This window comes from Ramlibacter aquaticus (genome assembly GCF_015159745.1).
Taxonomy (GTDB): Bacteria; Pseudomonadota; Gammaproteobacteria; order Burkholderiales; family Burkholderiaceae_C; genus Ramlibacter; species Ramlibacter aquaticus.
On sequence record NZ_JADDOJ010000023.1, the window covers coordinates 1 to 24,119 of the forward strand.

Annotated in this window: 21 protein-coding genes and 1 pseudogene; 16 read left to right on the forward strand and 6 right to left on the reverse strand. The window is 72.4% G+C overall.

The genetic code is table 11. The features are described from left to right. The 4 genes and pseudogenes from IM725_RS07695 to IM725_RS07710 form a co-directional block, all read left to right on the forward strand. Positions 1 to 196, forward strand: a pseudogene (locus IM725_RS07695) (efflux RND transporter periplasmic adaptor subunit); the annotation flags it as partial. Positions 197 to 202: 6 nt separating this feature from the next. Beyond that, entirely contained in the window at positions 203 to 3,337 is a 3,135-nt protein-coding gene (locus IM725_RS07700) for an efflux RND transporter permease subunit (RefSeq protein WP_193779995.1), read from the forward strand. Then, the gene (locus IM725_RS07705) at positions 3,337 to 6,657 is read left to right on the forward strand and encodes an efflux RND transporter permease subunit (protein WP_193779996.1); all 3,321 of its coding nucleotides are present in this window, start codon (positions 3,337 to 3,339) and stop codon (positions 6,655 to 6,657) included. Before IM725_RS07700 ends, IM725_RS07705 begins: the two co-directional genes overlap by 1 nt. A 5-nt stretch (positions 6,658 to 6,662) precedes the next feature. Beyond that, entirely contained in the window at positions 6,663 to 8,147 is a 1,485-nt protein-coding gene (locus IM725_RS07710; RefSeq protein ID WP_193779997.1) for an efflux transporter outer membrane subunit, read from the forward strand. 32 nt (positions 8,148 to 8,179) lie between these two features. Here IM725_RS07710 and nth read toward each other — a convergent pair whose 3' ends face one another. Further along, a complete protein-coding gene (gene nth, locus IM725_RS07715; protein WP_193779998.1) occupies positions 8,180 to 8,827 on the reverse strand; it encodes an endonuclease III in 648 nt (215 codons plus the stop codon). A gap of 23 nt (positions 8,828 to 8,850) precedes the next feature. Here nth and IM725_RS07720 point away from each other — a divergent pair, with 23 nt between their 5' ends. Continuing rightward, the gene (locus IM725_RS07720; protein WP_227753671.1) at positions 8,851 to 10,461 is read left to right on the forward strand and encodes a gamma-glutamyltransferase family protein; all 1,611 of its coding nucleotides are present in this window, start codon (positions 8,851 to 8,853) and stop codon (positions 10,459 to 10,461) included. 48 nt (positions 10,462 to 10,509) lie between these two features. Here IM725_RS07720 and IM725_RS07725 read toward each other — a convergent pair whose 3' ends face one another. Next, positions 10,510 to 11,247 carry a dienelactone hydrolase family protein gene (locus IM725_RS07725; protein WP_193779999.1) on the reverse strand — a complete coding sequence of 246 codons (738 nt, stop codon included), beginning with the start codon at positions 11,245 to 11,247 and terminating at the stop codon, positions 10,510 to 10,512. Between the two features lie 137 nt (positions 11,248 to 11,384). Here IM725_RS07725 and IM725_RS07730 point away from each other — a divergent pair, with 137 nt between their 5' ends. The 4 genes from IM725_RS07730 (at position 11,385) to IM725_RS07745 (ending at position 14,034) form a co-directional block, all read left to right on the forward strand. Continuing rightward, positions 11,385 to 11,906, forward strand: a complete 522-nt coding sequence (locus tag IM725_RS07730) for a hypothetical protein (RefSeq protein ID WP_193780000.1) — start codon at positions 11,385 to 11,387, stop codon at positions 11,904 to 11,906. A 72-nt stretch (positions 11,907 to 11,978) separates the two neighbouring features. Beyond that, positions 11,979 to 13,169, forward strand: coding sequence for an aminotransferase-like domain-containing protein (locus IM725_RS07735; protein WP_193780028.1), 1,191 nt, complete (start codon positions 11,979 to 11,981; stop codon positions 13,167 to 13,169). 60 nt (positions 13,170 to 13,229) lie between these two features. After that, complete coding sequence (gene trxC / locus IM725_RS07740) at positions 13,230 to 13,688, forward strand: thioredoxin TrxC (RefSeq protein WP_193780001.1); 459 nt, start codon at positions 13,230 to 13,232, stop codon at positions 13,686 to 13,688. 43 nt (positions 13,689 to 13,731) lie between these two features. Continuing rightward, positions 13,732 to 14,034 (forward strand): cytochrome C, encoded by a 303-nt coding sequence (locus IM725_RS07745; RefSeq protein ID WP_193780002.1) that lies wholly within the window; start codon positions 13,732 to 13,734, stop codon positions 14,032 to 14,034. A gap of 12 nt (positions 14,035 to 14,046) precedes the next feature. On the opposite strand, the gene IM725_RS07750 is transcribed toward IM725_RS07745, so the two are convergent. Then, positions 14,047 to 14,895 (reverse strand): alpha/beta fold hydrolase, encoded by an 849-nt coding sequence (locus tag IM725_RS07750; RefSeq protein WP_193780003.1) that lies wholly within the window; start codon positions 14,893 to 14,895, stop codon positions 14,047 to 14,049. Between the two features lie 71 nt (positions 14,896 to 14,966). Further along, complete coding sequence (locus IM725_RS07755; protein ID WP_193780004.1) at positions 14,967 to 15,770, reverse strand: dioxygenase family protein; 804 nt, start codon at positions 15,768 to 15,770, stop codon at positions 14,967 to 14,969. A gap of 188 nt (positions 15,771 to 15,958) precedes the next feature. Here IM725_RS07755 and IM725_RS07760 point away from each other — a divergent pair, with 188 nt between their 5' ends. From IM725_RS07760 to IM725_RS07770, 3 genes are read left to right on the forward strand one after another with little or no spacing between them, the layout of a single operon-like run. Next, positions 15,959 to 16,792: a hypothetical protein gene (locus IM725_RS07760; RefSeq protein ID WP_193780005.1), complete on the forward strand. Its 834-nt coding sequence runs from the start codon at positions 15,959 to 15,961 to the stop codon at positions 16,790 to 16,792. A 56-nt stretch (positions 16,793 to 16,848) separates the two neighbouring features. Continuing rightward, on the forward strand, positions 16,849 to 17,442 hold the full coding sequence (locus tag IM725_RS07765) for a DUF2889 domain-containing protein (protein ID WP_193780006.1): 594 nt from the start codon (positions 16,849 to 16,851) through the stop codon (positions 17,440 to 17,442). A 54-nt stretch (positions 17,443 to 17,496) separates the two neighbouring features. Continuing rightward, positions 17,497 to 17,940 (forward strand): helix-turn-helix domain-containing protein, encoded by a 444-nt coding sequence (locus IM725_RS07770; RefSeq protein WP_193780007.1) that lies wholly within the window; start codon positions 17,497 to 17,499, stop codon positions 17,938 to 17,940. Positions 17,941 to 17,973: 33 nt separating this feature from the next. On the opposite strand, the gene IM725_RS07775 is transcribed toward IM725_RS07770, so the two are convergent. Further along, positions 17,974 to 18,795, reverse strand: coding sequence for an aldo/keto reductase (locus IM725_RS07775; protein ID WP_193780029.1), 822 nt, complete (start codon positions 18,793 to 18,795; stop codon positions 17,974 to 17,976). Positions 18,796 to 18,850: 55 nt separating this feature from the next. Here IM725_RS07775 and IM725_RS07780 point away from each other — a divergent pair, with 55 nt between their 5' ends. Together IM725_RS07780 and IM725_RS07785 are read left to right on the forward strand one after the other, a co-directional pair. After that, positions 18,851 to 19,645, forward strand: coding sequence for a 2-keto-4-pentenoate hydratase (locus IM725_RS07780; RefSeq protein ID WP_227753673.1), 795 nt, complete (start codon positions 18,851 to 18,853; stop codon positions 19,643 to 19,645). A gap of 11 nt (positions 19,646 to 19,656) precedes the next feature. Then, positions 19,657 to 20,661, forward strand: coding sequence for an aldo/keto reductase (locus tag IM725_RS07785; protein ID WP_193780008.1), 1,005 nt, complete (start codon positions 19,657 to 19,659; stop codon positions 20,659 to 20,661). Positions 20,662 to 20,682: 21 nt separating this feature from the next. On the opposite strand, the gene IM725_RS07790 is transcribed toward IM725_RS07785, so the two are convergent. Next, complete coding sequence (locus tag IM725_RS07790) at positions 20,683 to 21,675, reverse strand: LLM class flavin-dependent oxidoreductase (RefSeq protein WP_193780009.1); 993 nt, start codon at positions 21,673 to 21,675, stop codon at positions 20,683 to 20,685. A 32-nt stretch (positions 21,676 to 21,707) separates the two neighbouring features. On the opposite strand from IM725_RS07790, the gene IM725_RS07795 reads away from it, so the two are divergent. Next, positions 21,708 to 23,282 carry an alkaline phosphatase D family protein gene (locus tag IM725_RS07795; protein WP_193780010.1) on the forward strand — a complete coding sequence of 525 codons (1,575 nt, stop codon included), beginning with the start codon at positions 21,708 to 21,710 and terminating at the stop codon, positions 23,280 to 23,282. 29 nt (positions 23,283 to 23,311) lie between these two features. Further along, complete coding sequence (locus IM725_RS07800; RefSeq protein ID WP_193780011.1) at positions 23,312 to 24,115, forward strand: SDR family oxidoreductase; 804 nt, start codon at positions 23,312 to 23,314, stop codon at positions 24,113 to 24,115. The last annotated feature ends 4 nt before the right edge of the window (positions 24,116 to 24,119 follow it).

Below are 24,119 nucleotides of genomic sequence, written 5' to 3' on the forward strand. Positions count from 1 at the left end.
CGCACCCGCAACCGCGCCAGGCGACAAGCCCACCCCCGAGCAACGCCAGCGCATGCTGGACAGCGCGGCGGGCGACCCCGAGCAGCTGGCGCGGCGGCGCAAGTTCCTCGAGGCGCTGGACCGTGGCGACCCGGCGGCGGTCGAGCGCTGGCACGCGATCCAGCAGCGGCGCGGGCCGGGCGGGGGCGGGCAGTAAGGCGCCATGAGCCCCTCGCGTCCCTTCATCCTGCGGCCGGTCGCCACCTCGCTGCTGATGCTGGCCATCGTGCTGGCCGGCCTGGTCGGCCTGCGCTTCCTGCCTTTGTCGGCGCTGCCGCAGGTGGACTACCCGACCATCCAGGTGCAGACCCTGTACCCCGGGGCCAGCCCCGAGGTGATGGCGCAGACTGTCACGGCGCCGCTGGAGCGCCAGTTCGGCCAGATGCCGGGCCTCGCGCGCATGGCCTCCACCAGCGCGGCGGGCGTTTCCATCGTCACGCTGCAGTTCGGCCTGGGCCTGGCGCTGGACGTGGCCGAGCAGCAGGTGCAGGCGGCGATCAACGCCGGCGGCTCGCTGCTGCCGGCGGACCTGCCGGCGCCGCCCATCTACGCCAAGGTGAACCCGGCCGATGCGCCCGTGCTGTCGCTGGCCATCACCTCCGACACGCTGCCCCTCACCGAGGTGCAGAACATCGTCAACACCCGGCTCGCGCTCAAGATCAGCCAGGTCAGCGGCGTGGGCCTGGTGACGCTGGCCGGCGGCCAGCGGCCCGCCGTGCGCATCCAGGTCGACACCCGGGCGCTGGCCAGCCTGGGCCTGGGCCTGGACAACGTGCGCACGGCCATTGCCGCGGCGAACGCGAACGGTGCCAAGGGCAGCATCGACGGCCCCACCCGGCAATACAGCATCAATGCCAACGACCAGCTGATGACGGCCGCGGACTACCGCTCGCTGGTGGTGGCCTGGCGAAACGGCGCGGCTGTGCGCCTGTCCGACGTGGCGCAGGCGGTGGAGGGGGCCGAGAACGTGAAGCTGGGCGCCTGGGCCGGGCTCGCGGGCGGCCTGAAGCCGGCGGTGGTGCTGGACGTGCAGCGCCAGCCCGGGGCCAACGTGATCGCCACGGTGGATGCGATCAAGCAGCGCCTGCCCGAGCTCACCGCCAGCCTGCCGCCCTCGATCCGGGTGGACGTGCTGAGCGACCGCACCACCGGCATACGCGTCTCGGTCGAGCATGTGCAGACCGAGCTGCTGCTGGCCGTGCTGCTGGTGGTGCTGGTGATCTTCGCCTTCCTGCACAGCGCGCGCGCCACGGTGATCGCCAGCCTGGCGGTGCCCATCTCCCTGGTCGGCACCTGCGGTGCGATGTACCTGCTGGGCTACAGCCTGAACAACCTCTCGCTGATGGCGCTCACCATCGCCACCGGCTTCGTGGTGGACGACGCGATCGTGATGATCGAGAACATTTCGCGCCACATCGAGATGGGCGAGCCGCCGCTGCAGGCGGCGCTGCGCGGTGCCGGCGAGATCGGCTTCACCATCGTCTCGCTCACGGTCTCGCTGATCGCGGTGCTGATCCCGTTGCTCTTCATGGGCGACGTGGTGGGGCGGCTGTTCCGCGAGTTCGCGGTCACCCTGGCCATCACCATCCTGATTTCGGCCGTGGTTTCGCTCACGCTCGTGCCCATGATGTCGGGCCGATGGCTCACGGCCCATCCCGGCGGCGAGGGCGGCTGGGGCGGCTGGATGCAGCAGCGCTTCGACCGCGTGATCGCCCACTACGACCGCGGCCTGCAGTGGGTGCTGGCCCGCGAGCGGTTCACCTTGGTGGTGGCGCTGGGCACGCTGGTGCTGACGGCGCTGCTCTACGTGTTCATCCCCAAGGGCCTGTTCCCGACGCAGGACACCGGCCAGCTGCAGGCACGGCTGCAGGCGCCCGAATCCATCAGCTACCCGCAGATGGCGCGGCTGCAGCAGGCCGCGGCCCGCGCCCTCATGGCCGACCCCGAGGTCGCTTCGCTGTCGAGCTTCGTGGGGGTGGACGCCGCCAACAACACCATGCTGCACACCGGGCGCATGCTGATCAACCTGAAGAAGAGCCACGGCGCCCCCGAGGCCGTGATGGCGCGGCTGCGGGACCGTGCCCAGGCGGCGGCGCCGGGCACCACGCTCTTCCTGCAGCCCACGCAGGACCTGACCATCGACGCCGAGACCGGCCCGACGCAGTTCCGCGTGTCCCTGGAAGCCGCCGACCCGGCCCTGGTGCGGGACTGGGCGCAGCGCCTGGTGGCCCAGCTCGCCGGTGCGCCGCAGCTTCGCAACGTGAGCACCGACGCCGCCGCCACCGGCTCGGCGGTGCGGGTGGACATCGACCGCGACTCGGCCGCGCGCCTGGGCATCTCCGCCTCCACCATCGACGACGCCCTGTACAGCGCCTTCGGCCAGCGCATCGTGTCGACCATCTTCACCGACACCAACCAGTACCGCGTGATCCTGGAGTCGCAGCCCGGCGACGCCACGCCCGCCGCGCTGGGCGACGTGCAGATCAAGACCTCCTCGGGCAGCACCACGCCGCTGTCGGCGGTGGCGCGCGTGGTGGAGCAGCGCACGCCGCTGCAGGTCACGCACGTGGCGCAGTACCCGGCCGCGACCGTCAACTTCGACGCGGCCCCCGGCGTGGCCCTGGGCACGGCGGTGGACGCGGTGCGCAAGGCGGCAACGGCCATCGGGCTGCCGCGCACGGTGAGCCTGAACTTCCTGGGGGCCTCGGGCGCCTATGAATCCTCACTGGCCAACGAGCTGTGGCTGATTCTGGCGGCGGTGGTGTGCGTGTACATCGTGCTGGGCGTGCTCTACGAGAGCTACATCCACCCGCTCACCATCCTGTCCACGCTGCCCTCGGCCGGCGTGGGCGCGCTGCTGGCGCTGCTCTTCACCGGCAACGACCTGGGCGTGATCGGCATCATCGGGATCATCCTGCTGATCGGCATCGTGAAGAAGAACGCGATCATGATGATCGACTTCGCGATCGAGGCCGAGCGGGTGGAGGGCAAGCCGGCCCGCGAGGCCATCCACCAGGCTGCGCTGCTGCGCTTCCGGCCCATCCTGATGACCACCCTGGCGGCGCTGTTCGCCGCCCTGCCGCTGATGTTCGGCTGGGGCGATGGCGCCGAGCTGCGGCGCCCACTGGGCCTGGCCATCTTCGGCGGCCTGGTGGTGAGCCAGCTGCTCACGCTGTTCACCACGCCGGTGATCTACCTGGGCTTCGACAGCCTGGCCCAGCGCTGGCGCCGCCGCCACCCGCGCCATGACCAGGACCTGCCGCCCGAGTGGCGGCCCGCGCCGCGGAGCGCCGATTGATGAACCTGTCGCAGCCCTTCATCCGCCGCCCGGTGGCCACGGTGCTGCTGACCCTGGGCATCCTGCTGGCGGGCGTGGCGGCCTTCTTCCTGCTCGCGGTGGCGCCGCTGCCGCAGGTGGACTACCCGGTGATCTCGGTCAGCGCCTCGCTGCCGGGTGCCAGCCCGCAGACCATGGCCACCAGCGTGGCCACGCCGCTGGAGCGGCGCCTGGCGGTGATCGCCGGGGTGAACGAAGTCACCTCCAGCAGCAGCACGGGCAGCACCCGCATCAGCCTGCAGTTCGACCTGAACCGCCAGATCGACGCCGCTGCGCGCGAGGTGCAGGCCGCGATCAACGCGGCACGGGCCGACCTGCCGAGCAGCCTGCGCAGCAACCCGACCTACCGCAAGGTCAACCCCTCGGCCTCGCCGGTGGTCATCCTGGCCCTGACCTCGCCCCGGCGCACGCCGGGCCAGATCTACGACGAGGTCTCCAACCTGGTGCAGCAGAAGGTCTCGCAGGTGGAGGGCGTGGGCGACGTGGAGATCGGCGGCGGCTCGCTGCCCGCGGTGCGCGTGGACGCCAATCCGCTCGCCCTCAACCGCTACGGCATTGCGCTGGAGGACCTGCGCACCGCCCTGCAGGCCAGCATCGCCAACCGGCCCAAGGGCACGGTGGAAGGCGAGGGCCGGCAGTTCCAGATCTACACCAGCGCCCGCGTCACGTCGCAGGGCCGCCCCACGGCCGAGGACTACCGCGGGCTGGTGGTGGCCTGGCGCAACGGCGCGGCCGTGCGCCTGCAGGACGTGGCCGAGGTCACGGACGGGGTGGAGAACATCAACACCCTGGGCCTGTTCAACGGCCAGCCCGCGGTGGTGGTGCTGGTGACGCTGCAGCCGGGTGCGAACGCGATCAAGACGGTGGACGCCGTGCGCGCGCTGCTGCCCGAACTGGAGGCCGAGCTGCCCCCGGACATCCGCCTGCAGGTCGCCAGCGACCGCACGCGTTCCATCCGGTCCTCGCTGCACGAGGTCGAGCTCACGCTGTTCATCGCGCTCATGCTGGTGGTGCTGGTGGTGAGCCTGTTCCTGCGCAGCGTGCGGGCCACCTTCATCCCGGCGCTGGCCACCGTGGTCTCGCTGGCCGGCACCCTGGGCGTGATGTTCCTGCTCGGCTTTTCGCTCAACAACCTGAGCCTGATGGCGCTGACGGTGGCCACCGGCTTCGTGGTCGACGACGCGATCGTGGTGCTGGAGAACACCACCCGCCACATCGAGGCCGGGATGAACCGTTTCCGCGCCGCGCTGGAGGGCGCGCGCGAGGTCGGCTTCACCGTGCTCTCCATCAGCCTGTCGCTGGTGGCCGTGTTCATCCCGCTCCTGTTCATGGGCGGGCAGGTAGGCCGGCTGTTCCGCGAGTTCGCCGTGACGCTCTCGGCGGCGGTGATGATTTCGCTGGTCATCTCGCTCACCACCACGCCCATGCTCTGCGCCTGGCTGCTGGGCGCCGACGCGCACCAGCGACGCCCCGGCCGTGTGTCACGCGCGCTGGAGGCCAGCTTCAGCTGGATGCAGCGCATGTACGCGCACAGCCTGGACTGGGCGCTCTCGGCGCGCTGGCTGGTGCTGGCGGTGTTCATCGGCGTGGTGGCGCTGAACGGCTACCTCTTCGTCAAGATCCCCAAGGGCTTCTTTCCCCAGCAGGACACCGGGCAGATCGCCGGCGGCCTGCGGGCGGACCAGAGCATCTCCTTCCAGGCCATGCAGGAGAAGCTGCGCCAGCTGGTCAACATCATCCGCAGCGACCCGGCCGTGGACACGGTGGTGGGCTTCACCGGCGGCTCGCGGGCAGGCGGCGGCTTCCTGTTCATCCAGCTCAAGCCGGCAGCGCAGCGCAACGAGCGCGGGCGGGCCGTGATCGCCCGGCTGCGGCCGCAGCTGGCCCGGGTCACCGGCGTCACCCTGTTCCTGAACCCGGTGCAGGACGTGCGCATGGGCGGGCGGCAGACCAACAGCACCTACCAGTACACGCTCAAGGCCGACAACGTGGCCGACCTGCGCGCGGCCACCTTGCGCCTGACCGAGGCCATGAAGCGCCAGCCCGAGCTGGTGGACGTGGACAACGACCAGCAGGAGAACGGCATCGAGACCTATGTCGACATCGACAAGGACAGCGCCGCCCGCCTGGGCATCACGCCGCGCGACATCGACAACGCGCTCTACGACGCCTTCGGCCAGCGCCAGGTCGCCACCCTCTACGACGAGCAGAACCAGTACCGGGTGGTGCTGGGGGTGGCGCAGCGCTACGCGCTCAGCCCGAACGCGCTGCAGGACATCCAGGTGCCGGCACGCAACGCCGCGGCGGGCGGCACGTCGGCCGGTGCGGCGGGCGGCAGCAACCCGGCGACGCAGGGCAACGGCGGGCAGGTGGGCAGCGCCGCGGCAGGCGCGTTGGCGGCCGCGACGAGCGCCGCCGCGACCGCGGCCAACTCGGTCAACCCCGCGCTGCGCGACGCCGGCACCGGCCAGGCCGTGAGCGGCAGCGCGACGACGATGGTGCCGCTGTCCAGCATTGCGCGGGTGTCGGAGCGGGCCGCGGCCAGCGCGGTGAACCACCAGGACGCGGAGCTCGCGGCCACCGTCTCCTACAACCTGGCCGAGGGCCGCAACATCGCCGACGGCCAGCGGGCGGTGGAGCGTGCGCTGGCCGAGACCAGCCTGCCGCTGAACGTGCGCGGCAGCTTCGAGGGCACGGCCCGCGCCGCGCAGGAGTCGCAGGGCCAGCAGGGCCTGCTGATCGGCGCGGCCATCGTGGTGATCTACATCCTGCTGGGCGTGCTGTACGAGAGCCTGGTGCACCCGGTCACGGTGCTGTCCACGCTGCCCTCGGCGGGCGTGGGGGCGGTGCTGGCGCTGCTGATCGCGGGCATGGACCTGTCCATCATCGCGCTCATCGGCCTGTTCCTGCTGATCGGCATCGTGAAGAAGAACGCGATCATGATCATCGATTTCGCCCTGGACGCCGAACGCTCGCGCGGGCTGTCGCCCTACGCCGCGGTGCGCGAGGCCTGCCTGCTGCGCTTCCGCCCCATCCTCATGACCACGCTGGCCGCCGGCCTGGGCGCGCTGCCGCTGGCCATCGGCTTCGGCGAGGGCGCCGAGCTGCGGCGGCCGCTGGGCGTGGCCATCATCGGCGGGCTGCTGGCCAGCCAGCTCATCACGCTGTTGACCACGCCCGTCATCTACCTGCTGCTGGACAAGCTGCGCCGGCGCAGCCCCAACGAACGCGCCTACGGCCGCCATGCGGCGGATGCCGCGCCGGCGGTGGACACGCCATGAATGCCATGAAGAACCTGCACCGCTTCCGCCGCGCGGCGCTCCCGCTGCGACCCGCGCGTCTCGCCGGCCTGGCCGGCCTCGTGCTGGCCCTCGCCGGCTGCGCCGTGGCGCCGGCCTACCAGCGCCCGGTGGTCGACACCCCCGTCGCCTTCAAGGAGGGCGCAGGCACCTGGGTGCCTGCTGCGCCGGCCGATGCCCTGGACCGCGGGCCCTGGTGGGCGGCCTTCCAGGACGAGGAGCTGTCCGGGCTGATGGCGCGGGTGGAGGTGTCCAACAACAACGTCGCCGCCGCGGTGGCGCGCTACCGGCAGGCGAGGGCGCTGGTGGCCCAGCAGCGGGCCGCGCTCTTCCCCACGGTGAACCTCACGGCGGGCGCCGACCGCAGCGGCAACCGCGCCGCGTCGGGCGCGGCCGGCGCGGGGGGCACGGGCTCGGGCGCCTTCGCCGGCGTGGGCGCCAACCCGCGCGACAGCTTCCAGTTCGGCATAGGCGCGAGCTGGGAGCCGGACCTGTGGGGCCGGCTGGCTGGTGGCGTCGATGCGGCACGCGCCGGCGAGCAGGCGAGCGCGGCCGACCTGGCGGCAGCCCGCCTGTCGGCCCAGGGCGAGCTGGCGGTGGACTGGTTCAACCTGCGCCAGCTGGACGTCGCCCGGGCGCTGCAGGCCCGCACCATCACCGGCTACGAGCGCTCGCTGCGCATCACCCAGAACCGCTACCAGGCCGGCATCGCCGCGCGCACCGACGTGCTGCAGGCGCAGACGCAGCTGGCCAACGCCCAGGCCGACCTGCTGGGCTACGAGCGCCAGCGCGCGGTGCTGGAGCACGCCATCGCCGTGCTGGTGGGCCAGGCGCCCGCCGGCTTCTCGCTGCCGCAGCGCGCGGAATGGCAGGCGGTCGTGCCCCAGCTGCCCGAGGTGCTGCCCTCGACCCTGCTGCAGCGCCGCCCCGACATCGCCGCCGCCGAGCGCCGCGTCGCCCAGGCCAACGCCCAGGTGGGCGTGGCCCTGGCCGGCTGGTTCCCGCAGCTGGGGCTGAGCGCCAATGCCGGGCTGGGCGCGGCGGCCGCGGGCGAGCTGTTCCGGGCTTCGTCGCTGACCTGGGCCCTGGGCCTGAGCTTGGCGCAGAACCTCTTCAACGGGGGCGCCACCACGGCGCAGGTCGAGTCGGCCCGCGCGGGGGTGGAACTGGCGGCTGCGCAGTACCGGCAGACGGTGCTGTCGGCCTTCCAGGCGGTCGAGGACCAGCTCGTCGCCAGCCGTGTGCTGGCGCAGCAGCGCACGCTGCGCGAGCAGGCCGCGCAGGCCGCGACCCTGGCCGAGCAGCAGGTGCTCAACCGGTACGAAGCCGGGCAGGTCGGCTTCACCGAGGTCGTGACCGCGCAGGCCACTGCCGCGAGCGCGCGCCAGGCGCTGGCCCAGGCCACCGCCGACCGCGAGGTGGCGGCGGTGTCGCTGATCCAGGCCCTGGGCGGCGGCTGGCAGGCGCCTTGAGCGCGGCCGGGCACCGTGTCCCGGCCCCAGCCTCAGCGTGCCGCAGGCGGCGGCGTCTTGGGCTTGAAGTCGCAGAACTGCGCCACGGCGCATTCCCAGCAGCGCGGTGTGCGCGCCACGCACACGTAGCGCCCGTGCAGGATCAGCCAGTGGTGGGCGTCGCCCAGGTACTCCCGCGGCACGCGCCGCAGCAGGGCTTCCTCCACGGCCAGCGGGTCCTTGCCCGGGGCCAGGCCGGTGCGGTTGGAGACGCGGAAGATGTGCGTGTCCACCGCCATGGTCTCCTCGCCGAAGGCCACGTTGAGCACCACGTTGGCCGTCTTGCGGCCCACGCCCGGCAGGGCTTCAAGCGCCTCGCGGGTGCGCGGCACGGCGCCGCCGTGCGCCTCGACCAGGATCCGGCAGGTCGCCATCAGGTTGCGCGCCTTGGTCGGGTACAGGCCGATGCTGCGGATGTAGCCCTCCAGCCCTTCCAGGCCCAGGTCCAGGATGGCCTGCGGCGTGTTCGCCACAGGGAAGAGCTTGCGTGTCGCCTTGTTGACACCGGCGTCCGTGGCCTGGGCCGACAGCAGCACCGCCACCAGCAACTCGAAGGGCGTGGTGAATTCCAGTTCCGTCTGCGGATGGGGGTTGGCCGCCTTGAGGGTGGCGAAGAACGGGGCGATGAGCGATGCTTTCATGGAAACGCAATAATGCAGCAAGCATGAAATTCGATCCGGCCACCCCCTATTCGTCGACCCGCCTGCCCGTTTTTGCGCGCAACGTGGTGTCCACCTCCCACCCCCTGGCGGCGCAAGCCGGCCTGCGCATGCTCTGGAAGGGCGGCAACGCCGTGGATGCGGCCGTGGCCGCCGCCGCGGCGATGACCATCGTCGAGCCGGTGAGCAACGGCCTGGGCAGCGACGCCTTCGCCATCCTCTGGGACGGCAAGGAACTGCACGGCCTGAACGCCTCGGGCCGCGCCCCGGCGGCGTGGACGCCGGCGCACTTCCGCCAGAAATACGGCGGCGACGCCACCACCCCGCCCAAGCGCGGCATGGATTCGGTCACCGTGCCGGGCGCGGTGTCGTCCTGGGTGGCGCTGTCCGAGCGTTTCGGCAAGCTGCCTTTCGCCGACCTGCTGGAGCCGGCCATCGAGATCGCCGAGCGCGGCTACCTGGTGCCCGTGGTGGTGCAGCAGAAGTGGGCCGCCGCCACGCCGGAGCTGGGCCACATGCCGGGCTTCGCCCAGGCCTTCCTGCCCTGGGGCCGCGCCCCGCAGGTCGGTGAGCTGTTCCAGTTCCAGGCCGCCGCACGCGGCCTGCGCGCGATCGCGCAGACGCGCGGCCATGCCTTCTACGGCGGCGAGATCGCCCACGCGATCGAGATGTTCTCGGCGGCCAACGGCGGCAGCCACAAGGCGAGCGACTTCGCGGCCTACAAGCCGGAGTGGGTCACCCCGATCTCGCGCAACTACCGCGGCTACACGCTGAACGAGATCCCGCCCAACGGCCAGGGCATCGCGGCCCTGATCGCGCTGGGCATCCTGGAGAAATTCGACATCGCCGGCCTGGGGCCGGACAGCATCGCCTCGCAGCACCTGCAGATCGAGGCCATGAAGCTGGCCTTCGCCGACGTGTACCGCTACGTGGGCGAGCGCGGCGACATGGAAGTCACCACCGAGCAGATGCTGGACGACGCCTACCTGGCGCAGCGCGCGAAGCTGATCGATCCCAAGCGGGCCCAGCCCTTCGCGCCCGGCAATCCGGTCAAGGGCGGCACCATCTACCTGACCGCTGCCGACGAGAACGGCATGATGGTCAGCTTCATCCAGAGCAACTACATGGGCTTCGGCTCGGGCTGCGTGGAGCCCAGCTTCGGCATCAGCCTGCAGAACCGGGGCCATGGCTTCTCGCTCGCGCCCGGGGCCAACCAGGTCGCGCCCGGCAAGCGGCCTTTCCACACCATCATCCCCGCCTTCCTCACCAAGGACGGCCAGCCGGTGATGAGCTTCGGCGTGATGGGCGGCAACATGCAGCCGCAGGGCCACCTGCAGACCCTGGTGCGCATGCTGGACTACAACCAGAACCCGCAGGCCGCCTGCGACGCGCCGCGCTGGCGCTTCAACGCCGGCCTGGAGATCAACGTCGAGCAGCAGATGGCGCCCTCGCTGGTGCAGGGCCTGAAGGACCTGGGCCACCACACCGACGTCATCGTCGACAGCTACCAGGATTTCGGCGCCGGCCAGTTCATCTGGCGGGCCGGCGACCCCAAGCGCGAAGGCTACGTGGTCGCGTCGGACCCGCGCCGCGACGGCCAGGCCGCGGGCTTCTGAGGGCGGGCGGCCCACCCGGGCCGCGTCCTCCCACTTCGCAGGCGGGCCTCAGCCGGCCGCCAGACGGCGCCCGAACATCTCGAACAGCCGCTCCCAGTGGCGCTCCGCGCTCTCGCGGTGGTAGATCGCGCCGCGCTTGGGGAACACGAAGCCGTGTTCCGCGCCCGGGTACCACTCGATGCGGTGCGGGGTGCCGGCCTCCTTCAGCGCCCCTTCCAGCGTCGCGATCGCGGCGGGCGGCGCCCACTTGTCGATCTCGGCGCAGGCGAAGTAGCTCTCGCAACGGATGCGCGGCGCCAGGCGGTGCGGTGAATCCGGGCTGTCGGTCGCCATGTTCGCGCCGTGAATGGACGCGATGCACTGGAATCGGTCGGGGAAGGCGGCGGCCGCGGCCATGACGAAGGGCCCGCTCATGCAGTAGCCGACCGCCCCGATGCGCGTGGCCTGGGCCGCCGGGTGGGCGTCCACGTAGCGCAGCATGGCCTCGGTGTCGCGCACCACCATGGGCAATTGCAGCGAGTGCATGTGCTCGAACATCACCGCCATCTGGGCCTCGGTCCGTTCGGTGAGGTACCAGTCGCGGGTGCGCCGGTAGTAGAGGTTGGGCAGGACCACGAAGTAGCCCACGCTGGCCAGGCGGCGCGCCATGTCGCGCAGCTCGCCGCGGAAGCCGGGCGCGTCCATGTAGAAGAAGACCACGGGGTGCGGCTGGTTCTCCTCGGGGTGCACCACGAAGGTGTTCATGGCGCCGTCGGCGGTGGGCAGGTCCAGGGTCTGTTCGATCATGCGGGCCAGTGTAGGCAGGCCCATCCGGGCCGCCAAGCCCGGGTTGTCCCGTCCTACCGGCGCTTGCTGGCAGCGACTACAGCGCATCCGTGGCCAGCCCCAAGAATGGGCCAGGACAACCTCACGGAGAGAGCTTCATGCAGACGGTGATCAGCGCCTTCAAGGACAGCGACACGGCGCAGCGCGCGCTCAACCGGCTCGTGCAGGCGGGCTTCGCACGGCAGGACGTGCACATCCAGGAGCCGCCAGCGGGCGAACCCGGTACCGGGCTGCCGCCCGAGGCCAGCCGGCAGCTCATGGGCAGCGCGGAGCGCGAGGTGGCGGCCTCGCCGGGCGGGCTTGCCTCGTACGGCCGCTTCTTCGCCAGCCTGTTCGGCCTGGACGCGCCCGCCCGCGGCCATGCCCGTGTGTACTCGCAGGCGGTGCAGGCCGGCCACAGCGTGGTCGTGGTGGACGCCACCGACGAGGAGCAGGCCTCGCGCGCGGTGGAGCTGATGCACGACCTGGGCGCCATCGACGTGCACCAGAACGCGCAGGGCCAGGGCTGGGACGCCGCGGGCGACACACCGCACCGCATGGACCGTGGCGGCGTGCGGGTGTTCCCGCGCGCGTCCACCCGGCCCTTGCGCGAGGAACTGCAGGAAGCCGCTCCGCATTGAACGGCCGGGCGCCCGGAAGGGGGCGGGCGGATTGGCTACCATCTGGGGCCCAGCCGAGAACCCGCCATGTCACTGCCTTTCGCCGCCCGCCTCGACAACGTCGAAACCTCCGCCATCCGCGAGCTGTTCAAGCTGCTGGGCAAGCCCGGCATCATCAGCTTCGCCGGGGGCTTCCCCGACAGCGCGATGTTCGACGTGCAGGGCATCCAGGCGGCCGTGCAGAAGGCCCTGGCGGACGCCCCGGGGCCGGCCCTGCAGTACGGTGCCACCGAGGGCTACGACCCGCTGCGCGCGCAGATCGCGGCCTTCATGCACGCCAAGGGCGCCGCCAGCGTGCAGCCCGGCGGCCTGATCGTCACCACCGGCAGCCAGCAGGCGCTGGACCTGCTGGGCAAGGTGATGGTGGACCCGGGCGACCGGGTCATCGTCGAGGGCCCGACCTTCCTGGCCACCATCCAGTGCTTCAAGCTGTACGGTGCGCAGATGGTGTCCGCGCCCATCGATGCGCAGGGCGTGCAGGTCGACCGGCTGGAGCAGCTGATCGTCGCGCACAAGCCCAAGCTGGTGTACCTGATCCCCACTTTCGGCAACCCCAGCGGCGCCATGCTCAGCCGGGAGCGCCGCCTGCGCGTGCTGGAGCTGGCCGTGAAGTACCAGACCCTGGTGGTCGAGGACGACCCCTACGGCGACCTGTACTTCGGCGAGGCACCGCCGCCCAGCCTGCTCGCGCTCAGCCCGCAGGTGCCGGGCAGCGCGGACTGGCTGGTGCATTGCGGCAGCCTGTCCAAGGTGCTCAGCCCCGGCCTGCGCGTGGGCTGGATGGTGGGCCCGGCGGCGCTGCTGGCCAAGGCCACCATGTGCAAGCAGTTCAGCGACGCGCACACCAGCACCTTCGCACAGGCCACCGCCGCCGCCTACCTGGAGAGCGGCCGCATGCCGGCCACGCTGCAGCACGTGCGCCAGGTGTATGGCGAACGCGCGCGTGCCATGGGCGCCGCCCTGCAGCGTGAGCTGGGCGACGCCGTCACCTTCACCCAGCCGCAGGGCGGGCTGTTCTTCTGGGCCCGCCTGACGGGCGCCGGCGGCAAGCTGGCGGACGCCGGCGAGCTGGCCCGCCGCGCCATCGCCCAGGGCGTGGCCTTCGTGCCCGGCTCACCCTTCTTCGCCGCCGACCCGGATCCGTCCAGCTTCCGCCTGAGCTTCGCGACCGCTGACGTGGCGCGCATCGAGGAAGGCATCGCCCGGCTGGGGCGCGCGCTCTAGCCCCCGCCACGCACCCCTGCAGGGCACGGCCGCGCTTGCATCCGCGGCGGCCGGCCCCAGATGGCTGCCATGGAAAGCCTGCACGTCGTCTGCCCGCACTGCCACACCACCAACCGCGTGAAGGGCGCGCAGCTGGGCAGCGCGCCCGACTGCGGCCACTGCAAGAAGCCGCTGTTCACCGGCCACCCGGTCGCGCTGGACGACGCCAGCTTCGACCGCCACGTGACGCGCGGCGACCTGCCCGTGCTGGTGGACTTCTGGGCCGCCTGGTGCGGGCCCTGCCGCATGATGGCGCCGGCCTTCGAGGCCGCGGCCGCGCAGCTGGAACCCCGCATCCGGCTGGCCAAGGTGGACACCGAGCTGGCCCAGCAGGTCGCCGCCCGGCTCAACATCCGCAGCATCCCCACGCTGGCCCTGTACGTGGGCGGCCGCGAGGTCGCCCGCCAGGCCGGCGCGCTGACCTCGCCCTCGCAGATCGCGGCCTGGGTGCAGCGCCAGCTCTCGCTCCAGCCGGGTTGAGCCAGCGCAAGGCGCGCGGCGGCCGGCGGCCTAGCATGGAGGCATGCGACGCAGCAGCCCCCTGTTCCTTGCCGGCCTGCTGGCCCTGGTGAGTGCCGTCCAGGCCCAGCCCGACGCGCCCAGCCGCGGCCAGCTGCTCTACGACACGCGCTGCATCCAGTGCCACAGCGCCCAGGTGCACTGGCGCGACCGTCACCTGGCCCGCGACTGGCCCAGCCTGCGCCAGTGGGTGGACCGCTGGCAGTCGCAGGTCGGACAGCAGTGGTCGCAGGAGGACGTGGACGAGGTGACACGCCACCTCAACGACAGCGTCTACCACTTCACGCCGCCGGCCCGGCAGGGCTGAGGCCGGCCGGGCTCAGCCGAGCAGGTCCAGCACGGCCGCGTTGAAGGCCGCGGGCGCCTCGTACTGCACCCAGTGCCCGGCCTGCTGGATCACCACCATGCGGCCGAAGCCGGGCGCGGCCTGCAGCCGCTGTTTCGCCTCCTCCAAGGTGCCTCGGTAGAGCGCGTCCTCCTCGCCGTAGATCGCGTCCACGGGGCAGCGCAGCTGGGGCAGTGTGCGGACAACGATGTCGGTGAGCGCCAGTCGCCGCCTGCGCATGCGGTCACGCGCCGCGTTGGCCGCCTGCAGCCGTACCGCGAGGTCATCGATGGCCTGGGGCGCGTGCAGCATGAGCACGCCCAGGTTGGCGCGGTGCACGGCCAGGCGCGCGGCCTCGTCGGGCAGATGGCGCCACGGCGCGAGCGGCAGGCGCCGGTCGCGCAGCCCCAGGCCGGGCGGCCCCGCCAGCAGCAGCCGCCCCACGGCGTCCGGCCGGGCCTGGGCCAGCAGCACGGCCAGCATGCCGCCGAAGGAAAAGCCCAGGATCTCGTGCGCGGCCGGGCCCAGCAGGCGGTCCAGGCCCTGTGCGAGCGGCGCCACCATGGCGTCCGCGTCCTCGCCCTGCGCGGGGCGCGCCGAATCGCCGAAACCCGGCAGGTCCGGCACCCAGACCGCGCGGCCGGCCGCGGCCAGGGCCTCGACGTTGCGGATCCAGTGGGTCCAGCTGCCGCTGCCGCCGTGCAGCAGCACCAGCGGCCGGCCCTCGCCCCAGACATGCCAGACCAGGGTGCCCTCGCCGCACGGGGTGGCGTGGCGCCGGGCCCGGCCGAGCACCGCCAGGGCGGCGTCGGGCAAGGCGTCGGCAAGCGGGGGAAGCGTCATGCGGCGCATTGTGCCGTCACGCATCCCTGGTGCATGTCCCCCGGGCGAACCCGGTGCGGGCAGGTCGCGCCCTAGGCCAGGGCGGCCTCGGTCGCCTCGCCGAAGACGTAGGCGTCCATGGCCAGGGTGCCGTAGGTCATGCCACCGTCGATGACGCGCACCGGCGCGTCGGCCTGCGCCGCGCCGAAGGCGAAGGGCAGGGGCAGGTAATGGTCGGGCGTGGGGTGCGCCCGCTGGCCGTGCGGTGCGACGCGCAGGTAGTCCACCAGGGCGGCTTCGTCGTGGCGGGTCACCGCGCCGCGGGCCCAGTCCACGAATGCCTGCGCGTACGCGGCGCCCGGCGCCTCGACCTGCTGGCGGAACTCGTACAGGTTGTGCGTGATGCTGCCCGAGCCCAGGATCAGCACGCCTTCGGCGGCCAGCGGCGCCAGGGCGCGGCCCAGGCGCACGGCGCCGGCCGGGTCCAGGTCGTGCGGCATGGACACCTGCAGCACCGGCACCGACGCATCCGGGAACAGGTGGCGCACGGGCACCCAGGCGCCGTGGTCCAGGCCGCGCTGGGGGTCTTCCGCGGCCGGCCAGCCCGCCGCCTGCAGCAGGGCGACGGCGCGGCGCGCGACCTCGGGCGCGCCGGGCGCCGGGTACTGGATGCGGTAGAGCTCGGCCGGAAAGCCGCCGAAGTCGTGGATGGTCTCGGGGTGGGCCGTGGCCGCCACGCGCACCCCGCGCGTCACCCAGTGCGGCGACAGCACCAGGACCGCGCGCGGCCGCGGCAGCTGCTGGCCCAGGCGCGTGAGCAGGGGGCCGGCCTGCGCCGGTTCGATGGCGAAGGTGGGCGCGCCGTGGGAGACGAAGAGCGAAGGCAGTCGGTTCATGGCAGGTTCCTCAGGGTTCCATTCTGGGCCGGCCGCGTCCGCGCATAAAGCCGTCGTGCCGGGATGGATTGTTGCCCGAGGCGGGACAATCCCGGCCTGTGCGGTCTTCGCCCCTCCCTCGTCCGGGGGATGGCGTGGACCCGGTCACTGATGAGCATGCGGGGCTTCCCCCTCTGGAGCCTCGCGCCATGGACCTGCGGCAGATCGCCATCGTTTCCGAATCCCCCCATGCCCCCTTCGAAGCGCTCGGACCGGTCAGCGCCGCCCTGCAGAAGCAGGCCGTGCGCGACCTGGGCCCGGCCTGGCAGCTGCAGGCCACGGTCCATGCCTTCGCCCGGCTGGAGGACGTGCCGGTGGGCTACTGGCCCATCATCCTGCGTGACGACATCCACGCGCCCGGGGCGGCCGGCGTGCACGAGGACGATGCCGGCCAGCCCTTCGCCCTGGTGCAGGTGGAGCCGGGCTGGTCGCTGACCGCCAGCCATGAACTGGTGGAGATGCTGGTCGACCCCTACGGCAACCGTCTGGCCGCCGGCCAGTCGCCCAAGACGGGGCAGGGCCGGGTGGAGTTCCTGGTCGAGCCCTGCGACCCCTGCGAGGCCGCCCAGTTCGCCTACCTGATCGACGGGGTGCTGGTGTCCGACTTCTACACCCCGCGGTATTTCGCGACCGCGCAACACCCGGGCGAGCGCTACAGCCACACCGGCGCCCTCAGCCGCCCCCGGCAGGTGCTGGAGGGCGGCTACCTGAGCTGGCACGACCCCGTCAGCGGGCACTGGTTCCAGCAGGTGTGGTTCGGCCGGCGCCCAGCCTTCCGCGACCTGGGGCCGCTCTCGTCCCGTGCCGGCACCAGCTTCCGGCGCCAGATCTACGACCTCACCCGCGAGGCGCTGGCCGCGCGCCGCACTGGCGAGGCGCTGGACCACGCCACGCTCGCCCTGCAGGCCTCGCACCTGTCCTCCACCCATGCGCGCGCCTTCGGCTGGCGGCGGCGCATCGAGCAGCTGCTGGACCGCCACTGAGGCCGCGCCCGGCGCCCGTCGGCCGGGCGGGGTCCCAAGTCTGGGAAAATCGCGGCATGCCCCTGTCCGCTCCCGCTCCCCGTACCCACCTGCACACCCGCGCCGTCACCTACCAGGGCTTCCTGCGCGAGGACGGCCTGTGGGACATCGAAGGCCGCATGGCCGACACCAAGGCCTACCCCTTCGACATGGAGGACCGGGGCCACATGCCGGTGGGCACGCCCATCCACGGCATGGCGATCCGCGTCACCATCGACGACAGCATGACCATCCACGCGATCGAGGCCGTGATGGACGACACCCCCTACGGCGAATGCCGGGCCGGCGAGGACCCCATGCAGGGCATGGTGGGCGCGTCGCTGGGCCCGGGCTGGCGCCAGGCGATCGAGAAGACCCTGGGCGGCGTGCGCGGCTGCACGCACCTGCGCGAGCTGCTCTTCAACCTGGCCACCGCCGCCTACCAGACCGTCTACCCCTGGCGCGAGCGCGAGCGTCGCCTCGCCGGCGAGCCCAAGGGCGAGGTCAGCGAGCCGCCCTACCACCTGGGCCGTTGCATCGCATGGGATTTCGAGGGCCCGGTGGTGCGGCGCCACTGGCCGCAGTTCGCCGGCTGGCAGCCGCTGCGGCGCGTGCCGCAGACCGGCACCTGACCCGGCCGGGAAAGCCACACTTGAGGCTGGCCGGGCAAGGACTAAGATAAAAGCATGCCTAACATCGCTTCTGTCCTGAAGGACGAGATCGCCCGGGTCGCCCGCAAGGAGACGCGCGCGGACATCCAGGCCCTGAAAAAGTCCGTGGCGCACTACCGCAGCGAGATCGCCGCGCTCAAGCGCCGCCTCCAGCAGCTGGAGCAGGCGGTGAAGCGTCAGGGGCGCAGCCGGCCGGCCAGCGTGCAGGCGGCGGATGCCGGGGGCGAACCCGAAGGCCCACGCGTGCGCTTCTCGGCCCGCAGCCTGGCCTCGCAGCGCAAGCGGCTGGGGCTGTCCGCGCCGGCCCTGGCCCGGCTGCTGGGCGTCTCCGCGCTGTCGGTCTACAAGTGGGAGAGCGGCAACACCCGTCCCCGCCCCCGGCAGATCGAAGCCATCGCCGGCCTGCGCAAGATCGGCCGCCGCGAGGCCGCCCGGCGGCTGGAAGCCCTGGCCGGCTGAGGCGCGCCCGGCCCCAGCGAGCCGGGCGCGGGCTCACGGGTCCAGCTTGCCGGCCCAGAAGGCCGCATCGGGCGGCGCGTCGCGCCCGGCCTGTGCGTTGTCCGCCATGTGCTGCGGGTCGGCGGTGCCCGGGATCACGCAGGTCACCGCGGGCTCGGACAGCACGAATTTCAGCAGGACCTGGCTCCAGGTGGTGCAGCCGATCTCCGCGGCCCAGCCCGGCAAAGGGCGGCGGGACAAGGACTTCAGCAGGCCGCCGCCGCCGAAAGGCAGGTTGACGATCACCGCCATGCCGCGTTCCGCCGCGAGGGGCAGCAGGCGCTGGCGGGCATGGCGGTCCTCGGCCGAATAGTCCAGCTGCACGAAGTCCAGCGGTTGCGCGCGCATCACCTTCTCCAGCTCGGCATGGGCCGAGGGCGTGTAGTGCGTGACGCCGATGTAGCGCACCCGGCCACGGGCCTTCCAGTCGCGCAGGGTCGCCAGCTGCGTGCGCCAGTCCACCAGGTTGTGCACCTGCATCAGGTCGATCACCGGCGTGCGCAGCAGCGCGAACGATCGCTCCATCTGCGCCATGCCCGCCTCGCGCCCGGTGGTCCAGACCTTGGTGGCGACGAAGGCACGCTCGCGCAGGCCGCCCGCGTGCAGCAGTTCGCCCAGCACCTGCTCGGCCGTGCCATACATGGGCGAGCTGTCGACGACCCGGCCGCCCGCGTCGAACAGGGCACGCAGCACCCCGGCGCGGGCGGGCCAGTCGGCACGCCGGGCGCCCACGTCGAAGCCCAGCCAGGTGCCGCAGCCGATCACCGGCAGCGTCTCGCCGGTCGAGGGGATGGGGCGTTCCAGCATGCCGTGCATCTTGGGCCGGTGGCGGCGCCTGCGCAAGGGCGGCCGTGACGGCTACAGTGAGGCCATGGACATGCTTTCACCCCAGCAGTTGCTGGCCCACCACGACGACGCCCGCCCGTGGCCGCACGGCTGCGGCATGGACCTGGGCGTCGCCTACGAACACGCGCTCGCGGTGCGCGCGGCCCGCATCGCGCGCGGCGAGCGTCCGCGCGGCTTCAAGGTCGGCTTCACCAACCGCACGATCTGGGACCGCTACCAGGTGCATGCGCCCATCTGGGGCACCGTCTGGGACACCACCCTGAGCGTCTGCGAGGGCGAGGGCCGCGTGGCGCTGGCCGGCACCTGCCAGCCACGGCTGGAGCCCGAGGCCGTGTTCGGCATCCGGCAGACGCCGCCGGCGCGCGCCACGCTGGACGATCTCTTCGACTGCATCGAATGGGTTGCACCCGGATTCGAGATCGTGCAGTCGCACATGCCGGACTGGAAGTTCCTGCCCGCCGACACCGTCGCCGACCAGGGCCTGCACGCACGCCTCCTGGTCGGGCCGCGGCGCCCGGTGCGGGAGATCTCCGACACCGCTCACGCGCTGGACAGCCGCCTGGCCGCGGCCCGGGTGCAGCTCTTCGAGGGCGACACCCTGCGCGACCAGGGCAGCGGTGCCAACGTCCTGGACGGGCCGCTCCATGCGCTCGCGCACTTCCTGGCCGAGCTTCGCAACTGCCCGGGGGCGCCCGACCTGCAGCCCGGCGACGTGGTCACCACCGGCACCTGGACCGACGCCTGGCCGCTGGCGGCGGGCCAGCACTGGCGCGCGCGCTTCGACGCGCCTCTCACCGACCTCTCCATCACCCTCTGCTGAAGGACAGCACCATGCAATACCGCCGCCTGGGGCGCAGCAACCTCGAAGTGTCCGTGCTCTGCCTGGGCACCATGATGTTCGGCGACCAGACCGCCCTCGATGAGGCCCGCGCCATCGTCGACGACGCCCAGGACCAGGGCGTGAACTACATCGACACCGCGGACGTGTACACGCGCGGCGCCTCCGAAGCCATGCTGGGCGAGATCCTGCGCGGCCGCCGCGAGCGCTGGGTGCTGGCCACCAAGCTGGGCAACCGCATGTCGGACCGGCCCAACGAGGGCCACTACTCGCGCAGCTGGATGCTGCGCGAGCTGGACGCCAGCCTGGCCCGCCTGGCCACCGACCACGTGGACATCCTCTACCTGCACCGCGACTTCGAGGGCATGGACCTGGAGGAGCCGATCTGCGCCGTGGGCACCCTGATCGCATCGGGCCGCATCCGCTACTGGGGCGTCTCCAACTTCCGCGGCTGGCGCATCGCCGAGATCGTGCGCCTGTGCGGCCTGCTGGGCGTGCCGCAGCCGGTGGTCTGCCAGCCGTACTACAACCTGCTGAACCGGATGCCGGAAGTCGAGATCCTGCCGGCCTGCGCGCACCACGGCATCGGCGTTACGCCCTACAGCCCGGTGGCCCGCGGCGTGCTCACCGGCAAGTACGCGCCCGGCAGCCAGCCGCCCGCCGGCACGCGCGCGGCGCGCGGTGACAAGCGCATCGCCGAAACCGAATTCCGCGAGGAATCGCTGCAGATCGCGCAGCGCCTGCAGGCGCATGTGGCGGGTCGCGGCGTGAGCCTGGCGCAGTTCGCGACGGCCTGGGTGCTGGCGCACCGGGCCGTGAGCGCGGTGATCGCCGGGCCGCGCACCCTGGCGCAGTGGCGCGACTACCTGCCGGCGGTGGACTTCGTGCCGGATGCCCAGGACGAGGCGCTGGTGGATTCGCTGGTCAGCCCGGGCCACCCGTCCACGCCGGGCTTCAACGACCCGGCCTATCCCTTGCCACGGCGCACGCGCGGCTGAGCGGCGCCGCCGCTGCCGCGTTCAGGCCGCCACGACTTCGCGCGCCTGCGCCGCGATCTCGTAGGAACGCAGGCGGGCGTCCTGGTCGTGCATGGCGCAGGCGATCATCAGCTCGTCGGCGCCGGTGGTTTCGATGAAGCGGTGCAGCTTCTCGCGCACCGTGGCGGGCGAGCCGATCGCGGCGCAGGCCTGGATGCTGTCCAGCATGGCCCGGGTGCCCGGGTCCAGGCTTTCGCGGTAGCCGGGCCGCGGCGGCGGCAGGCGCGAGGGCCGGCCGCTGCGCAGATTCACCACGGCCTGCTGCTGCGAACTGGCGAGCAGCTGCGCCTCCTCGTCGGTGTCGGCGCCGAACACGCTGAAGCCCAGCATCAGGTGCGGCTTGTCGAGGAAACGCGAGGGCTTGAAGGTGCGGCGGTAGACCTGGATCGCGTCCATCATCTGCTGCGGCGCGAAATGCGAGGCGAAGGCGTAGGGCAGGCCCAGCATGGCCGCCAGCTGCGCGCCGTACAGGCTGGAGCCCAGGATCCACACCGGCACCTTGGCGCCTTGGCCCGGCACCGCGCGCACCCGTTGCTGCGGCTCGTCGGACATGAGATCGATCAGCTCCAGCACGTCGCGCGGGAAGTCGTCCGGGTCGGTGTCCAGGTTGCGCCGCAGGGCGCGCGAGGTGCTCGGGTCCGAGCCCGGGGCACGGCCCAGGCCGAGGTCGATGCGCCCGGGGTACAGCGCCTCCAGCGTGCCAAACTGTTCGGCGATCACCAGGGGCGAGTGGTTGGGCAGCATGATGCCGCCCGAGCCCACGCGGATCGTCGAGGTCGCGGCGGCCACGTGGCCGATGAGGATGGAGGTCGCGGCACTGGCGATGCCGGGCATGCCATGGTGTTCGGCCAGCCAGTAGCGGTGAAAGCCCAGCTGTTCGGCGTGGCGCGCGAGCGCGGCGCTGGCCGCGAAGGATTGCGAGGCGCTGCCGCCTTCCACGATGGGCGACAGGTCGAGCACGGAGAAGGGAATCATGGCCCCAAGTATCGCGCTATAGTGGCCCGGCCATGGACCCGCTCTTCCTTGACCGCCGCCGCTGGCTGCAGGCCGCGGCTTCTGCCGCGGCCACACTCTGGCTGCCGCGCGCGGCCTGGTCGCAGCCCCGGCTGCAGCAGGATCCCTTCACGCTGGGCGTGGCGAGCGGCTCGCCCAGCCCCGACGGCATGGTGCTGTGGACGCGCCTGCAACTTCCCACCGGTGCGCCGGCGGCCACGGTGCGATGGGAAGTGGCCCATGACGCGGCCTTCACGCGCATCGTGCGCAGCGGGCAATCGCAGGCGCTGCCCGAGCTCGCGCACTCGGTGCACGCCGAGGTGCAGGGCCTGGCCCCCGACCGCTGGTACCACTACCGGTTCATGGCGGGCGATGCGGTGAGTCCCGTGGGCCGCACACGGACCCTGCCGGCCCCCGATGCCGCCGTGGCGCGGCTGCGCATCGCCTACGCCTCCTGCCAGCGCTGGGAACACGGCTACTTCACGGCCTGGCGCCACATGCGGGCCGACGAGCCCGACCTGGTGCTGTTCCTGGGTGACTACATCTACGAGTACGCAGGGGCCTCGCACCCGGTGCGGCCGGTGCCCGGCGGCTGGGTGATGACGCTGGAGGACTACCGGGCCCGCTACGCGCTCTACAAGGGCGACGCCGACCTGCAGGCGATTCATGCGGCCTGTCCCTGGATCAGCACCTGGGACGACCACGAGGTGATGAACGACTATGCGGGCACCACGGCCGGCTTCAGCGGCGCCGGCAGCCCGCCCGACACCGATTTCAAGGCCCGGCGCGCAGCGGCCTACCAGGCCTATTACGAACACATGCCGCTGCGCGCTGCCACGCTCACGCGCGCGGCCGCCGGCCTGCTGGCGGGCGAGGAGGTGCGGCTCTACGGCACGCAGCGCCTGGGCCGGCTGGGGCGCCTGGTGCTGCTGGACGACCGCCAGTACCGCGACGCGCAGGTGTGCAACAAGGGCGGCCGGCTGGGCTCCAGCTTCCTGGACGTGGCCGGCTGCCCCAACTGGGACGACCCCCGCCGCACGCTCCTGGGCGAGACGCAGCAGGCCTGGCTGGAAGCCGAGCTCGCCCGGCCCGAGGCCGGCTGGACGGTGTTCGGCCAGCAGACCCTGTTCGGCCAGCGCGACACGAAGCGCGGCCCCGGCCAGACGCTGTGGAACGATGGCTGGGACGGCTACCGCGCCGCCCGCAGCCGGGTGACGGGCGCGCTGCAGGCGAACCGCGTGCGCGACGTGGTGCTGCTGGGCGGCGACGTGCACGAGAACTGGGTCGGCCACGTCAAGGCCGACTACGACAGGCCCGACAGCGAAACGCTGGGCGTGGAGTTCTGCGGCACCAGCATCAGCTCGCGCGCGTTCGCGCGCAAGACCCTGGCCGACGAGCTCGCGGAGAACCCGCATTTCGTCTTCGCCGACATCGAACGCAAGGGCTACGGCATCGCCGAGTTCACGCCGGGCAGGCTGGTGACCTCGCTGCGCGTGCTGGACGACGTCGCGCGCAGCGACAGCGGCGTGCAGACCCTGGCCCGCTTCACGGTGCAGGCCGGCCGGCCGCTCATCGAGCGCGAGGCCTGAACCCCGGTTCCCATTCCAAGGAGACAGCGATGGCAGGCGACTGGCAAGGCAAGACGGTGTTCGTATCCGGTGGCACCAGCGGCATCAACCTGGGGATCGCGCTCGCCTTCGCGCGCGCCGGCGCGCGGGTGGCGGTGATGAGCCGCAAGCCGGAGAAGGTGGAGGCCGCGGTGCGCGAACTGCGCGCGGCCGGCGCCGGGGACGCGGCGGGCCATGTCGCCGACGTGCGCGATGCGCCCGCGGTGGCCCAGGCCCTGGCGGCGGTGGCGGCGGCCTGGGGGCCGATCGACGCGCTGGTCTCGGGCGCGGCGGGCAACTTCGTCTCGCCGGCCGAGGCGCTGTCGGCGAACGGCTTCAAGAGCGTGATCGACATCGACCTGCTGGGCACCTTCCACGTGATGAAGGCGGCCTGGCCGCACCTGCGCAAGCCGGGCGCGGCGGTGGTCAACATCAGCGCGCCGCAGAGCTACGTGCCCATGCCGGGCCAGGTGCACGTGTGCGCCGCCAAGGCCGGCATCGACCAGGTGATGCGCACGCTGGCGATGGAATGGGGCCGCGCGGGCGTGCGCATCAACAGCGTGTCGCCCGGGCCCATCGAGGGCACCGAGGGCATGGAGCGCCTGGCGCCCAACGAGGCCGCGCACCAGGCCATACGCCGCGCCGTGCCACTGCAGCGCTACGGCACCCGCGACGACATCGCGCAGGCCGTGATGTGGCTGTGCTCGCCGGCGGCGAGCTATGTCACCGGGGCGCTGCTGCCGGTGGACGGCGGCATGGGCCTGGTGGGCGCGGGCTATTTCATGCAGCTGGCCCAGGGGCCGGCGCAGGCCTGAGGCA